Source organism: Haloferax denitrificans ATCC 35960 (genome assembly GCF_000337795.1).
GTDB classification, from domain to species: domain Archaea; phylum Halobacteriota; class Halobacteria; order Halobacteriales; family Haloferacaceae; genus Haloferax; species Haloferax denitrificans.
The window spans coordinates 23,289-37,036 of record NZ_AOLP01000011.1 but is presented as its reverse complement, the minus strand read 5'-3'; the positions used below and the strand labels follow the sequence as shown (position 1 = coordinate 37,036).

At 69.4% G+C, this 13,748-nt stretch carries 14 protein-coding genes; 7 read left to right on the top strand and 7 right to left on the bottom strand.

The features are described from left to right. Positions 1-94: 94 nt before the first annotated feature. The 6 genes from C438_RS10000 to gatE all read left to right on the top strand — a co-directional run bounded on the left by C438_RS10000 (position 95) and on the right by gatE (position 6,417). Positions 95-1,135: a DUF1611 domain-containing protein gene (locus C438_RS10000; RefSeq protein WP_004969263.1), complete on the top strand. Its 1,041-nt coding sequence runs from the start codon at positions 95-97 to the stop codon at positions 1,133-1,135. Next, the gene (locus C438_RS09995) at positions 1,132-2,187 is read left to right on the top strand and encodes a dipeptide epimerase (protein ID WP_004969262.1); all 1,056 of its coding nucleotides are present in this window, start codon (positions 1,132-1,134) and stop codon (positions 2,185-2,187) included. Before C438_RS10000 ends, C438_RS09995 begins: the two co-directional genes overlap by 4 nt. A 78-nt stretch (positions 2,188-2,265) precedes the next feature. Further along, the gene (locus C438_RS09990; protein WP_004969261.1) at positions 2,266-2,529 is read left to right on the top strand and encodes a BolA family protein; all 264 of its coding nucleotides are present in this window, start codon (positions 2,266-2,268) and stop codon (positions 2,527-2,529) included. Positions 2,530-2,685: 156 nt separating this feature from the next. Further along, a complete protein-coding gene (locus C438_RS09985) occupies positions 2,686-4,095 on the top strand; it encodes a class II fumarate hydratase (protein WP_004969260.1) in 1,410 nt (469 codons plus the stop codon). 235 nt (positions 4,096-4,330) lie between these two features. Next, a complete protein-coding gene (locus tag C438_RS20180) occupies positions 4,331-4,495 on the top strand; it encodes an HVO_2901 family zinc finger protein (protein WP_013035362.1) in 165 nt (54 codons plus the stop codon). A 47-nt stretch (positions 4,496-4,542) separates the two neighbouring features. Continuing rightward, complete coding sequence (gatE, locus tag C438_RS09980; RefSeq protein ID WP_004969259.1) at positions 4,543-6,417, top strand: Glu-tRNA(Gln) amidotransferase subunit GatE; 1,875 nt, start codon at positions 4,543-4,545, stop codon at positions 6,415-6,417. 39 nt (positions 6,418-6,456) lie between these two features. On the opposite strand, the gene C438_RS09975 is transcribed toward gatE, so the two are convergent. Both C438_RS09975 and C438_RS09970 read right to left on the bottom strand, forming a co-directional pair. Next, the gene (locus C438_RS09975) at positions 6,457-6,984 is read right to left on the bottom strand and encodes a hypothetical protein (protein WP_004969258.1); all 528 of its coding nucleotides are present in this window, start codon (positions 6,982-6,984) and stop codon (positions 6,457-6,459) included. Between the two features lies 1 nt (position 6,985). Continuing rightward, complete coding sequence (locus C438_RS09970) at positions 6,986-7,906, bottom strand: M48 family metallopeptidase (protein ID WP_004969257.1); 921 nt, start codon at positions 7,904-7,906, stop codon at positions 6,986-6,988. A 171-nt stretch (positions 7,907-8,077) separates the two neighbouring features. On the opposite strand from C438_RS09970, the gene C438_RS09965 reads away from it, so the two are divergent. Next, on the top strand, positions 8,078-8,545 hold the full coding sequence (locus tag C438_RS09965) for a MaoC family dehydratase (protein WP_004969256.1): 468 nt from the start codon (positions 8,078-8,080) through the stop codon (positions 8,543-8,545). Positions 8,546-8,549: 4 nt separating this feature from the next. Here C438_RS09965 and C438_RS09960 read toward each other — a convergent pair whose 3' ends face one another. The 5 genes from C438_RS09960 to C438_RS09940 are packed head-to-tail and all read right to left on the bottom strand — an operon-like array spanning position 8,550 to position 13,676. Continuing rightward, entirely contained in the window at positions 8,550-9,383 is an 834-nt protein-coding gene (locus C438_RS09960; protein ID WP_004969255.1) for an RNA methyltransferase, read from the bottom strand. Beyond that, entirely contained in the window at positions 9,380-9,970 is a 591-nt protein-coding gene (locus C438_RS09955) for a hypothetical protein (RefSeq protein ID WP_004969254.1), read from the bottom strand. The genes C438_RS09960 and C438_RS09955 overlap by 4 nt, the downstream gene beginning before the upstream one ends. Positions 9,971-10,014: 44 nt before the next feature. Beyond that, positions 10,015-11,022: a PstS family phosphate ABC transporter substrate-binding protein gene (locus C438_RS09950; RefSeq protein WP_049917990.1), complete on the bottom strand. Its 1,008-nt coding sequence runs from the start codon at positions 11,020-11,022 to the stop codon at positions 10,015-10,017. Between the two features lie 52 nt (positions 11,023-11,074). Further along, positions 11,075-13,084 (bottom strand): HAMP domain-containing sensor histidine kinase, encoded by a 2,010-nt coding sequence (locus C438_RS09945; RefSeq protein WP_004969252.1) that lies wholly within the window; start codon positions 13,082-13,084, stop codon positions 11,075-11,077. Positions 13,085-13,106: 22 nt separating this feature from the next. Next, positions 13,107-13,676, bottom strand: a complete 570-nt coding sequence (locus C438_RS09940) for a response regulator (RefSeq protein ID WP_004969250.1) — start codon at positions 13,674-13,676, stop codon at positions 13,107-13,109. Positions 13,677-13,748 lie beyond the last annotated feature (72 nt).

Here is a 13,748-nt window from a genome sequence, read left to right as displayed (position 1 = left end):
CGAGGCGCGCCGAGTTATAGCTGTCCGAACCCCGACGCCGGACCCTCTCATACGAGGGGGCTGACTTTTGCCCGAAAGCTGACCCAGCTACAGTATGCATCTGACCGAACGCTACGAGGGCCCCGTCGAGGCGATTGTCTTCGCGGAGGGGGCCTTCGGTGAGACGGCGGGAAAGACCGCAAACGGCGTCGTCGCCCACGGCACGCTGTTCGACGTTCGCGCCGTCGTCGACTCCGAGAAGGCCGGCCGCGACGCCGACGACGTGCTCGGAACCGACCTCGCTGAGCCGCCCGCGGTCGTCCCCTCCGTCGCGGCCGCGTTGGAGGAGGCCCCCGACGCCGAGGCGCTCGTGCTCGGTGTCGCGCCCGTCGGCGGGAGCCTCCCGCGAGACTGGATTCCGGGCATCGAGGCCGCCATGGACGCCGGCTGTGACGTGGTCTCCGGCCTCCACGAGTTCCTCAGCGACGACCCCGAGTGGCGCGAGCGGGCCGCGGCCGCCGGCGTCTCCCTCATCGACGTTCGCAAGCCGCCCGAAGACGACCTTCGGGTGGCCGACGGGCGCGTCGACGACTGCGACGCCGACGTGGTGTTGACCATGGGGACCGACTGCGCCGTCGGCAAGCGGACGACCACGTTCGAACTGTATCGCGCCGCCCGCGAGGCGGGCCTCGACGCCGGCTGGGTCGCCACCGGCCAGACCGGCGTGATGATCGGTGCCGACGCCGGCGTCGTCATCGACCGCGTCCCCGCCGACTTCGTCGCGGGCGTGGTCGAAGACCTCGTCTGCGACGTGGCCGAAGACCGGGACCTCGTCTTCGTCGAGGGGCAGGCCGCGCTCTCCCACCGCGCCTACTCGGCGGTGACGCTCGGGCTCCTCCACGGGGCGAACCCCGACGCGGTCGTCGTCGCCGACGAGCCCGGCCGGGACTCCCGCGACGACTTCGACCGCTTCGAGGTCGAACCGCTCGCGGACGAACTCTCGCTCATCGAACACCTGTCTCCGGCGACGGTGGCCGCGGTTTCGACGTGGGGCGACGCCGACGCGGCGACCGCCGAAACCGGCCTCCCCGCAGGCAACGTGTACGCGGACGGCGGGACGGAGTCGCTCCTCGACGCCGTGTTGGAGGCGCTGTGAGCGACATCGTCTCGGTCGGCGTCGAGGCGCTCGACCTGCCGCTCGTCGAACCGTTCGAAATCGCCCTCGGAACCCAGTACGAAGCGCCGAACGTCCTCGTGACCGTCGAGACCGAGTCCGGCGTCGTCGGCTACGGCGAGGGGTCGCCCGACCACTACGTCACCGGCGAGACGCAGGGCGCGACGCTCGACACGGCGAGGCACGCCCGCGACCTCCTCGTCGGCCGCGACGTGGCGGACTACCGCGCCGTCATCGAGTCGTTGCACGCGACGTACCCCGGTGCGGTGTCGGCGCTGTTCGCCCTCGAAACCGCGATTATCGATGCGTACTGCCGGGAGCGCGAGCTACCGATGTCGGAGTTCTTCGGCGGAACGCCCGAGCCGGTGCGGACCGACATGTCGATACCGATTCACCCGCCGGAAGTCGCGGCCGACCGCGCGGCGGCCGCCGCCGACGCGGGCTTCGAGACCATCAAGGTGAAAGTCGGACAGCGCGTCGAGACCGACCTCGAACGGCTTCGCGCCGTCGCCGAGGCCGCGCCGGACGCGACGCTCACCGTCGACGCGAATCAGGGCTGGTCCGTCTCGGAGGCCGTCCGGTTCGACGACGCCGTCCACGACGCCGGAATCCCGCTTTCCCTGCTCGAACAGCCCGTCGCCAAAACGGACGTCGCCGGGCTCGCGAGCGTCAGAGACCGGACGAAGACGCCCGTCGCGGCCGACGAGACCGTGTTCACGCCCGAAGACGCCGTGCGCGTGGTCCGCGAGGACGCCGCCGACGTCATCAACGTCAAACTCGGGAAGTCGGGGCTCCTCGGCGCGGCGGACATCGCCGCCATCGCCCGCGCCGCGGGCCGCGACCTGATGGTCGGCTGTATGCTGGAGAGCTCTATCGGCATCCACACCAGCGCCCACCTCGTCTCCGGCATCGGCGGCTTCTCGCACGTCGATTTGGACGCGACGCGGCTTCTCGCCGAGGACGTGGTCCCGAAGGAGGCCGGCCCCGTCCACGCGCTCGACGGCCCCGGCCACGGCATCACGCCGAACGTCTGAGAATCGCTTGTTCGCCCGCGACCGATGCACCGACCGCTTCCCGGACGCTTTTTGCCGGCGCGGGCCGCCAGTTGGGACATGGAACTCTCCGCAATCGAGGATCTCATCGAATCGCACATCGAGGACGCCGACGCGACGGTCTCGCGGCCGCGGACGGTCGACCAAGACCACGAGGACGACCACTACGCCGCCGTCGTCGTCTCGCCCGCCTTCGAGGGGAAGTCGCTCGTCCAACAGCACCAGCTCGTCTACGACGCCCTCGGCGACCACATGACGACCGACATCCACGCGATGGAGCTGAAGACGTACACGCCCGAGGAGTACGCGGCGAAAGAGGAGTAACTGCGCCGTCGCGGCCCCGACGTACTGAAGGACGCCAACGAGCGCCGACGGACGCCGACGGTCTCCGACGGTCTCCGACGAGCGCCGACGGGCGCGGCTGTCAGTGAGGCGCACGGACCAATGGATTTTACCTCCTGCCAAAACGACCCCCGAATCATGGGCGACGATGATTATCGAATCGAGCGGGACAGTCTCGGCGAGATGGAAGTGCCTGTCGACGCCTACTGGGGCGCACAGACCCAGCGGGCGGTCGAGAACTTCCCCATCTCCGGTATCACCTTCGGGCGGCGGTTCGTCCGCGCGCTCGGCGTGGTGAAGAAGGCCGCCGCGCAGGCCAACCGCGACCTCGGCATGATTGACGAGGACGTCGCGGCCGCCATCGTCGAGGCCGCCGACGAGGTCATCGCCGGCGAGCTCGACGACCAGTTCCCCGTCGACGTGTTCCAGACCGGTTCGGGCACCTCCTCGAACATGAACGCCAACGAGGTCATCGCCAACCGCGCCGCGGAGATTATGGGCGAGGGCATCGGCGACCGCGTCGTCCACCCGAACGACCACGTCAACTTCGGCCAGTCCTCCAACGACGTGATTCCGACCGCCATGCACGTCGCCTCCCTCGAAGCCGTCGAGAAGGACCTGCTTCCCGCGCTGGAGACGCTCGCCGAGGCGCTCGGCGACAAGGAAGCCGAGTTCGACGGCGTCGTCAAGACCGGCCGCACCCACCTGCAGGACGCGACGCCCGTCCGTCTCGGACAGGAGTTCGGCGGCTACCGCACGCAGGTCGAAAAGGGCATCCGCCGCGTCGAGAACGTCCGCGAGCACCTCGGCGAACTCGCGCTCGGCGGCACCGCGGTCGGCACGGGACTCAACACGCACCCCGAGTTCCCGGCGAAGGCCGCCGAGTACATGTCCGAGGAGACCGGCGTCGAGTTCCGCGAGGCCGACAACCACTTCGAGGCGCAGGCGGCCCACGACGCGATGAGCGAGGCCCACGGCGCGCTCCGCACGGTCGCCGGCTCCCTGAACAAAATCGCCAACGACCTCCGCCTCTTGGCGTCCGGCCCGCGCAACGGCCTCGGCGAACTCGAACAGCCCGAGAACCAGCCCGGCTCCTCCATCATGCCCGGGAAAATCAACCCGGTCGTCGCCGAGGCGGTCAATCAGGTCCACAAGCAGGTCGTCGGCAACGACGCCGCCGTCTCCGCCGGTGCCGCGGAGGGCCAAATCGACCTCAACCTCTACAAGCCCGTCCTCGCCCACAACTTCCTCGAATCGGCGAAACTGCTGGCGAACTCCTCGGAGGTGTTCGCCGAGCGGTTCGTCGCCAAGCTCGAAGCCAACGAGGAACACTGCGAGACGCGGGTCGAACAGTCGATGGCGCTGGCGACGGCGCTCAACCCCGCAATCGGCTACGACAAGGCCTCGAAGGTCGCAAAGCAGGCGCTCGCAGAGGACAAAAGCGTCCGGCAGGTCGCCGTCGACGAGGGCTACCTCACCGAGGCGGAAGCCGACGAGGTGCTCGACCCCGAGAAGATGACGCATCGCGGCATCCTCGGCGACGACTGAGCAGGCCGGAAAAGCAGTCCGCTTTTTGATACGTCGGGGCGAGCGGGCGAACCGCTCGGTTCGAGTCGCGTTCGCGTCGGTTTCGGTCAGTTCAGCCGCGGAGACGGTTATATTTACTCGGCTCGCGGTAGCAATCGCATCTCCGCATCGCCGTGACAGTCCGTCCCGAGTGAAGAACTGTCACGAAATATCTAAAATCGGTATTTTGAAGCTTGATTTTGACGATTATACGGGTATGGCCGGACTGCAACAGCAGCGGGCCCGCGGGCGAGACATGTTGGAGTGTCGAGGTTGTGGGGCCGTATTCCCGGAGGGACGAGCGACGAACGACGGGTGGACGTACGTCTGTCCCGAGTGTGAACAGGTCGAAGGCATCGGCGAGGGGCTTCGTCGCCTCTGACGGCAGACTGAATCCTTTTTTACTCCCCCCGAACGCAGGGAGTACCAATGACCGAGTACGACTACGACTACGAGGACCTCGGCCTCGTGGCTGGGCTGGAGATTCACCAGCAACTCGACACCGAGACGAAGCTGTTCTGCGGGTGTCCGACCGACCTCCGCGAGCCAGACGAGGCGGCGCGCACGTTCTCGCGGTTCCTCCATCCGACAAAGAGCGAACTGGGCGAACTCGACGACGCCGCGCTCGAAGAGAGCCGCGTCGAACGCGAGTTCGAGTACCTCGCCTACGACTCGACCTGTCTGGTCGAAGAGGACGACGAGCCGCCGCACCGCCTCGACCACGAGGCGCGCACGGTCGCCATGCAGATCGCCGAACTGCTCGACATGAACGTCGTCGACGAGGCGCACGTCATGCGCAAGCTCGTCATCGACGGCTCGAACACCTCGGGCTTCCAGCGCTCGTCGCTCATCGCCCAAGAAGGCGAGATTCAGACCAGCGACGGTCCCGTCTCCGTCGTCGACCTCATGCTCGAAGAGGAGTCCGCCCAGCGCGTCGAAGAGCGCGACGACGGCGTCCTCTACAGCCTCGACCGCCTCGGCATCCCGCTGGTCGAAATCGGCACCGGCCCGGACATCTCGTCGCCCGAGCAGGCGCGCGAGGCGGCCCAGACCATCGGCATGCTCCTGCGCTCGACGGGCAAGGTCAAACGCGGCCTCGGCACCATCCGACAGGACGTGAACGTCTCTATCGCCGACGGCGCGCGCGTCGAAATCAAGGGCGTGCAGGCGCTCGACCAGATCGACGAAATCGTCCGCTTCGAGGTCGGTCGGCAGGCCGAACTCGTCGAGATTCGCGACGAACTCCGGTCGCGCGACGCCTCCGTCGGCGACGTGGCCGACGTGACCGACGTGTTCGAGGACTCCGACTCCGGCGTCATCCGCGGCGCGCTCGACGCCGGCGGGAAGGTCACGGCCGTCCCGCTGTACGGCTTCGACGGCCTCGTCGGCCGCGAACTCCAGCCCGACCGCCGCCTCGGCACCGAACTCTCCGACCACGCCAAGCGCCACGGGGCGGGCGGCATCTTCCACACCGACGAACTCCCGGCCTACGGCGTCACCGAGGCCGAAGTGGAGGCGCTCCGCGACGCCGTCGACGCCGGTCCCGAGGACGCGGTCGCCATCGTCGCCGACGACCCCGAGACGGCCGACCTCGCCATCGACGCGGTCGCAGAGCGCGCAACGGTCGCCATCGAGGAGGTCCCCGAGGAGACCCGCGGTGCCAACGACGACGGCACGACGCGCTACCTCCGCCCGCTCCCCGGCGCGGCCCGGATGTACCCCGAGACCGACGTGCTCCCCGTCGACCTCGACCCGAGCGACGTGGAGACGCCCGAACTCCTGACCGAGAAGGTCGACCGCTATCAGGCCGAGTTCGGCCTCGACGCCGGCCTCGCGGAACAGGTCGCCTACGGCCGGAAGATGCCGCTGTTCGAGGCGGCCGTGGACGCCGGCATCGACGCGACGTTCGCGGCGGGCCTGCTCGAATCGACGCTGACCGAACTCCGCCGCGACGACGTGGCCGTCGCCGAACTCACCGACGACCATCTACTCGCGGTCATGCATCTCGTCGAGGACGGCGACCTCGCCAAGGAGGGCGTCAACGACGTGCTCTCGACCATCGCCGAGGACCCGAGCCTCACGGCCGAGGAGGCCGTCGAGGAGGCCGGCCTCTCCGGCGTCTCCGAAGACGAGGTCCGCGAGGCCATCGCCGAGGTGGTCGAGCGCAACGCCGACCAGGTCGAACAGCAGGGCATGGGCGCGTTCTCGGCGCTCATGGGCGAGGCGATGGGCGCGCTCCGCGGCAAGGCCGACGGCGGCGTCGTCAGCGACGTGCTCCGCGAGGAGATTCAAAAGCGCGCCTGAGCCAACTCTAACTGCTCTCTCCGGCCGTCTGTTTCGTTCTCACGTCGCCGAGCGTCCGCCATCGCGGACGAACCGCCGCCAGCCCCATCGACCCGCGTACTCGACGCCGGCCGCGACGAGGAGAAGCACCAACAGCGCCGGCCCGACGAAGAGGAACATCCCGAGGGCGTCCGTCTCGCCGCGGACGTGGAGGAACGCCCACCAGACGAGTTCCGTGACGCCGAACAGGCCGACGAGCGGCGCGACCAGCCCGCGGCGAGCGAACAGCAGGGCCGAAACGACGACGAACCCGGCGAGCAGGAGGAACGAGAATCCGAGGAAGCCAGCCGCGGTCAGCGGGTCTTCGACCAGTTCCGAGGGGACCGCGTCGGTGGCGAGTCGCGCCGCGGTCCAGACCGCGAGCGTGGCGAGGGCGTAGCCGCCGCCGACGAGCGCGGGCGTCAGGAAACTTCGGGCGCTCCGAGCGCGGGTCGCGTAGACGACGCCGACGGTGCCGAGCGCGGCGGCGACGGCGACGACGTGGGTGAGAAGCCAGTTTCCGAGCACCGGGTCGGGCGAGCCGGGCATCTCACCGCACCTCGATTCGCGTCATCGACTCGTCGGCCATCGCGGCCAGTCGCTCGACGCGCTCGTCGGTCGAGGGGTGGGTCGAAAGCAGGTCCGACACCGGGTCTTCGACCTCGACCTCGCCGTACACCCACAGAGGCGACAGGCCGAGTTTCGGCCGGGCGGCCCGGTCTAACTTCCGCAGGGCCGACGCGAGCGCCATCGGCTTGCCCGTCACCTCGGCGGCCCGCGCGTCGGCCGCGAACTCCCGCTTTCTCGACTGCGACCGGACGAACACGGTGAGGCCGAAGCCGAACAGCCCGACGAACTCGTCCAGCCGGAGGCGAATCCGCCCGGCGAACGTCTCGGGCCACGACTTCGGCCGGCCGCGCATCCACGCCGAGCCGAGGGCGACGCCCGTCGTCAGAAACGTCACCGGCGAGACGAACAGGTAGCCGACGCCGACGACCGTCTGGAGGACGCTCGCCACGAGCGACTGGACCAGCCCGTCTTTCCGTTCGAGGTGCGCGAGTTCGTGCGCCAGCAGGGCCTCGAACTCGTCGGCGTCGAGGAGGCGGAACAGCGCGGCGTCGAGGACGACCACGTCGCGGCCCATCGGGTCGAGCGCCATCGCGTTCGGCGCGGAAAAGCGCGCGAGCTTCAGCGTCGGCGGGTCGAGGTCCATCCGCTCGGCGAGGCGGTCGCGCAGGCGGTGGACCGACGGCGACTCCGCGGGCGACATGTCCCGCGCGTCGAGTTGGCTGAGCAGTCTGACCGTGCCGAAGCGGAAGCTCAGATAGCCGAGGACGACGGCGACGCCGACGCCGACGACGGCGGCGGTCAGGGGGTCGGGGCGGAGCCGCCAGAGCGTCACCACCGCAAAGGCGCTGAGCGCGCTGAGCGAGAGGTAGAACGCGAGGACGACGACGCCGACGGCGACCATCGGGAGGCGAGAGGGACGCGGGGACGATGCCATCTCGCGTGCCGATAGGGCGTCGGACCGCAAAAGCTGTCTGGCGCGCCGGGGGAACGACCGCGCGGGCACGCGGCCGTGAGCGCCCGCCCGGACCGCCGGCATCGCTACATTCTCAATGGGGGTGGGCAAAAGGGGGACATGCAGTTTTTCGAGGATTTCGCGGTCGGCGACACCGACGAGTTCGGCGAGTACGACGTGACGCTGTCTGAGGTTCTCGAATTCGCCGAGCGGTACGACCCCCAGTGGTTCCACACCGACCCGGAACGCGCAGAAGCCGAATCCATGTACGGCGGCATCATCGCCAGCGGCTGGCACACCGCGTCGATGACGATGCGCCTTTTCGTCGACGGCGTCCTCAGCGACGCCGCCTCGCTCGGCGCGAAGGGCGTCGAGGAGCTTCGCTGGTGGAAGCCGGTGTACCCGGGCGACACGCTCGTCGTCGAAAGCGAGGTGTTGGAGACGACCGTCGAAACCGACGACCGCGGCCTCGTCGAGATTCGGACGCGGACCTTCGCGGAGCGCGAGTCGGGCGAGGTCGAACTGGTCTGTTCGTTCGTGAGCGACGTGATGGTCGCCCGGCGGGACGGTACGTGGGGAAGCCCGTAGGGCGTCAGGGTTCGGCGTCGCGGTCCGTGTCGCGGTCGCCCAGTCCGTCGCCGTCGCCGTCGCCGTCGTCGTCGCGGAAGCGGTCGGGGTCGCGGACGGCCTCGGCGGCCCGGCGGAACACGCCCGTCAGCGTCGCGGCCTCGCGCTCGGTCGGGTGGGCGCGGCCGAGCAGTCGGCGCATCATCCGCGAGGTCTTGGTGCGCTTGTGCTCGCGGTAGTCCACGGCGTCGAGCAGTTCGTCGAAAAAGCGGTAGACGACCTCGATTTCGTCTTCGGAGGCGCGCTCGCGTTCCACGTCCGGTAGTTGCGTCTCCTCGACCGTGAAGCGGCGAAGCTCGTACATGAGAATCGTCGCCGCCTGCCCGAGGTTGAGCACGGGGTAGCGGTCGTCGGCGGGGATGCAACAGACCTCGTCGAGCATCGCAAGCTCCTCGTTGTCGAGGCCGGTGCCCTCGCGGCCGAACACGAGCGCGGTCTTCGTCTCCACCGACTCCAGCGAGTCGGCGATTTCGACCGGCGTCTTGAACGGGTAGCGAATGTGCCGGGTGGAGTCCTCGTGGGAGACGGCGGTCGTCCCGATGGTGTGGAACTCCTCGACGACCTCCTCTAAGGTCGTCTCGGTGGCGTTCGGGAGCACGTCCTCGCGGGCGTGGCCGGCGAAGCCGTACGCCTCGCCGTCGGGGTCGAGCGGCGGCGGGTTGACGAGGCGGAGGTCGTAGATGCCGAAGTTCTTCATCGCCCGCGCGATGGTTCCGACGTTGCCGGGCGTCTCGGGTTCGACGACGACGACGACGAACTCGCGGCCCCCGTCGGCACCGGCGTCTCGGTCGCCGCTCATCTCGTCGGGTAGTCCGTGTCGAGGTCGACGCCGTCGAGGTCGTCTTCGGTTAGGGGCGTGGCCTCCTCGTCGTCGTCCGCGTCGGGACCGTAGTCGCGGAGGTCGATGCGCTCGCCCTCGACGAAGTTCTCCTCCAGCCGGCGCTGTATCTCGTTTGCGTCCGGCGGCGACGGCAGTTCGTCGGGTTCGGTGTCGACGTACTCCAGCCCGCCGTAGCCGTCAGGGGCGCGGCCGCCGTCGGCGAACCACTCGTGGAAGGCGTCGGCGAACACCGCGTCGCCGACGAGGTCGCGGCCGTCCTCCTCGCGGAACCAGTAGAGGAAGTCCGGCTCGTGGTGGTCACAGAGGAGCACCTCCTCGCGGGGCTCGCCGTAGACGATGGACGCCTGTCGGCACTGCTGTATCTCCTCGTCGCCGTGAATCAGATAGCAGGCGTCGCACGGCTCCTCGACGAGCGAGACGAGGCGCACGAGTCGCTCCCGCGGGTCCTCGGGAATCTCGTCGAGCGGTTTGAACTCGCCCTCGTCGGTGAATATCTCGGCCTCCTCGAACCGCCATCCGCGGAGTCCGACGCTGACCTTCGCCATGGGCCGAGATAGCCGAGCGGCGGATAAAAATGGCGTGATGCCGGTCAGCCGTCCGCGAGGAGCGCGTCCAGCCGGTCGAGGTTGTCGGCGGCCGTCCCCTCCGTGACGGGCACGTAGCCGACGACCGCCGGCTCCGACGTGGACCGTTCGAGGTAGTAGCGGACGAACGCGGCGACCTCCGGACGCGACAGCGCCTCGCGGGCGACGTAGATGTACAGGGGTCGCGAGAGCGTGTCGTAGCGCCCGTTCTTCGCGTTCGCGGGCGACGGGAGGACGCATCCGTCGGGCTCGGAAATCGGGACCGCGCGGACGGTGTCGCGGTTCTGGAGGTAGTACGCGAGGCCGAAGTAGCCCATCGCGTGCGGCGAGTCGCCGACGGTCTTGGCGATGACCGTGTCCTGTTCGGTCGTGAGGTGGTCGGTCCGCTGGACCGCGCTCGGGAGGACGGCGTCGGAGAAGTAGTCGAACGTGCCCGAGGCCGTGGTCGGGCCGGCGAGGCGAATCGGCTCGTCGGGCCACTCGGGTCGCACGTCGCTCCACGACGAGGCCCCGCCGACGCGCCATATCGAGGCGAGTTCGGAGAGCGTGAGGCAGTCCACCCAGTCGGCGTCGGGGTTGACGACGACCGAGACGGCGTCGGTGGCGATGCGGAACTCCACGGGGTCGATGCCGGCGGCCGCACACGCGTCGCGCTCGTCCGCCTCGATGGCCCTGCTCGCGTCGTTCACGACGGTCCGGCCCGCACAGAAGAAGTCGGCGAACCCCCCGCCGGTCCCGGTCGAGGCGACGGACACCGTCACGTCCGGGTGCGCCTCCGAGAACGACTTGCCGAGCGAGAGCGTCAGCGGGTAGACCGTACTACTCCCAGCGACGGCGATACGCCCCGAGAGCGCGCCGTCGGTCGCCGCGGTCGCGGTCCGACTCGCGGTCGACCCCGGCACCGACTCGACGCTCCCGAGACAGCCCGCGAGTCCGACCGCCCCGGCCACCCCGACCGCGCCGAGGAACCCGCGCCGACTCGGTCCGTCTCCGCTCCGACAAGGTGGCTTCACGGTCGGTCGTTTCTCGCGTCCGGTCATGGTGGTTGCTAAGTGGGGTATATAGTCACACGAAGGAGACGGCGTCGTCGGAACCGCGGCCGACGCGCTCGACGCCGCTGAGTTCGAACCGCGCACCGCCGGTCGCCGACTCGCAGAGCGCGAGGTCCCAGCCGTGGGCGTCGGCGACCTGCAGGACGATTGGGAGGCCGAAGCCGGTCCCGCCGCCGGCGCGGTTCGTCGTGTAGCCCGGTTCGAGCACGCTCGCCCGGTCTGCCTCCGGGATGCCGGGCCCGTCGTCTTCGACGTAGAAGCCGGGGGCGTCGCAGAGCGCGCCGACGGTGACGGTCACCCCGTCGGGGTCGCCGTGCTCGACGGCGTCACCAGACGCAGTCTGGTTGCCCGTGGAACCGTGTTCCACGGCGTTCCGAAAGAGGTTCTCGAAGACGTGGGCCGCGAGGTCGGGGTCGGCGGCGAACCGGGCGTTCTCCTCGACGACGAGCGTCGCGTCTCCCGTCTCCACGTGCGCCCACGCCCGCCGGGCCGCGTCTGACAGCGCGACCGGGAGCGTGTCTTCGACCCGCCGCTGGAGCGCCAACACGAGCGCGTCGTCGATGATGGCGTCGATGCGGTCGAGCGAGTCGACCAGCGGTTCGACGTGGTCGCTTTCGGTCTCGTCGGCGAGGAGTTCGGCCCGGCCGACCGCGACGTTGAGGGGGTTTCGCAGGTCGTGCGAGAGCACGTTCGAGACGGTTCGGAGCTGTTCGTTTCGCTCCTCCACGTCGGCCATCATCTCGTTGAACGAGCGGGCGACCTCGGCCATCGCCTCGCTCTCCTCGTCGGGCTCGATTCGCTCCGCGAGGTCGCCGTCGGCGCAGGCCCGCATCACCTCGCCGTAGGCCTCCGCGGTCCGTTCGAGGTGGCGGCGGCGGCGCTCGGAGGCCTCCTTTTCGGCCCACGCCACCCCTCTCGCCGCCTCGGCCTCCTCGCGGGCGCGCTCGGCTTCGAGAATCTGGTCGCGCAGGGAGACGCGCATCACGTCGAACGCCTCGTAGAGGTCGCCGAACTCGTCCTCGCGGTCGCGGTCGATTGAGACGTCGAGGTTGCCGTCGGTGAGTTCCCGCGCGTTCGACCCGAGGGTCCGGACCGCGTCCACGGTGTCCCGACCGATGGTGACCGCCAGCAGGGCCGCGCCCGCGCCGACGACGAACAGGGTCGCGAGTATCTGCGTGAGGATGTCCGTCCGCAGGGCGTACGCCTCGCCCGTGGGGACGCGGGAGGTGACGACCCAGTCGTGGGTCTCCATCCGGGCGAACCCGACCTCGGTCGACGAGCCGGCGAGCGACTGCCCGGGGACGAACCCCGACGCGGCGTCGTACCGGGTCGTGTCGAGCGCGTCGGTCTCCAACAGCCGCGACTCGTCCTCCGCGAGGACGACCGTCCCCGCCCCGTCGACGACGACGAACCGGCCGGCGTCGATGTCGTGGAGATGCGTCTCGGAGATGTCGCGGAGGTTCGCCACGGCGATGACGGCCCGGTTCGGGCGGTCGGGAATCGTCGTCGCGAAGAGGACGACGGGCGCGGCCCCCTCGGAGGGGCGGAACGGGTCCGAGACGACCACGTCGCCGTGGGACTGCTGGGCGAGCGCGGTGAACTCCCGGCGGCCGTAGTACGTCGTCACCGACTCGGCCGAGGCGACGCTGGCGCTCCCCGTGCTCGTGAGAACCGTCTCGTTTCTCGTGTCGATGTAGTACGCGGCGTCGATGTCGCGGTCGCGTTCGACCACCGACCACAGATAGAGGTTGATGTCGCGGTCGTCGCCGGACTGGAACGCCGCGGACTCCGATAGCGACCGCATCTGCACCTCCATCCGCGTGAGCCACTCGTCGAGGTTCTGCGCCTGAATCTCGGCGTTCGTCACGAGGTCGTCGCGCGTCTCGTCGCCGATGACCTCGTTGGCGTGGAGATACGAGTAGCCGCCGACGGCCGCGATGGCGAGCGTGACGAGGCCGAGCGCGAGCGCGAACTGCACCGCGTACCGCTTCCTGACGAACCGCGGCAGGAGGCGTCGCGTCACGGCCGGTCGAGCCTCCGGTCTGTCATCCGAAGTCGAGCGCCGCCTCCTCGAACGCGTCGTCGAGCAGTTCCGCGCGGGCGTCGTCGGCGCGGGCCGCCGCGTCGTCGACCGAGGCGGTGAGTTCGCGGTACGACGCCGACTCTTCGAGCGTCTCGCGGTCGTAGGTGGACTCCAACACGGCCCGCTTGCGGGCGAGCGCGAAGTACTCGCGGAGCAGGTCGTTGTACGACCCGCGGACCACGAGCGAGCGGACGACGCGGCGGACCTCCGGTTTTCCGACCGGCTTGACGAGATAGTCGTCGAACGGCATCTCGACGATGTCGGTGTCGGGGTCGACGCCGGTCACCATCACGACCGGGAAGTCGTGGTCGCGCGCCCGGAGTTCGGACAGCACCTCGTCGCCGGTGCCGCCGGGCATCTGCCTGTCGAGCATCGCGGCGTCGAACGACTCGTCGGCGACGAGTCCGAGCGCCTCCTCCGCGCTCGACGCCGTCTCGACGCGGTAGTCGTCTGCGAGCCACGCCTCGTACAGCGTCGTCAGGGACGGTTCGTCGTCAACGGCGAGTATCGTCGGTGGTCCGTCGCCAGTCATAATCCTGTGTGGGTGCGCCCGGAAGGCACCCGGTTGGCTGTGTAGTCCAGAGAACGCTATTAAGCGGTTGCT

Bases quoted from the DNA above. Each gene is read 5' to 3' on its own strand.
- C438_RS09985 (WP_004969260.1), top strand. From the start codon at position 2,686: ATGGGCGACGATGATTATCGAATCGAGCGGGACAGTCTCGGCGAGATG.
- gatE (WP_004969259.1), top strand. From the start codon at position 4,543: ATGACCGAGTACGACTACGACTACGAGGACCTCGGCCTCGTGGCTGGG.
- C438_RS09940 (WP_004969250.1), bottom strand. From the start codon at position 13,676: ATGACTGGCGACGGACCACCGACGATACTCGCCGTTGACGACGAACCG.
- C438_RS09975 (WP_004969258.1), bottom strand. From the start codon at position 6,984: ATGCCCGGCTCGCCCGACCCGGTGCTCGGAAACTGGCTTCTCACCCAC.
- C438_RS09955 (WP_004969254.1), bottom strand. From the start codon at position 9,970: ATGGCGAAGGTCAGCGTCGGACTCCGCGGATGGCGGTTCGAGGAGGCC.
- C438_RS09960 (WP_004969255.1), bottom strand. From the start codon at position 9,383: ATGAGCGGCGACCGAGACGCCGGTGCCGACGGGGGCCGCGAGTTCGTC.
- C438_RS20180 (WP_013035362.1), top strand. From the start codon at position 4,331: ATGGCCGGACTGCAACAGCAGCGGGCCCGCGGGCGAGACATGTTGGAG.
- C438_RS09990 (WP_004969261.1), top strand. From the start codon at position 2,266: ATGGAACTCTCCGCAATCGAGGATCTCATCGAATCGCACATCGAGGAC.
- C438_RS10000 (WP_004969263.1), top strand. From the start codon at position 95: ATGCATCTGACCGAACGCTACGAGGGCCCCGTCGAGGCGATTGTCTTC.
- C438_RS09970 (WP_004969257.1), bottom strand. From the start codon at position 7,906: ATGGTCGCCGTCGGCGTCGTCGTCCTCGCGTTCTACCTCTCGCTCAGC.
- C438_RS09965 (WP_004969256.1), top strand. From the start codon at position 8,078: ATGCAGTTTTTCGAGGATTTCGCGGTCGGCGACACCGACGAGTTCGGC.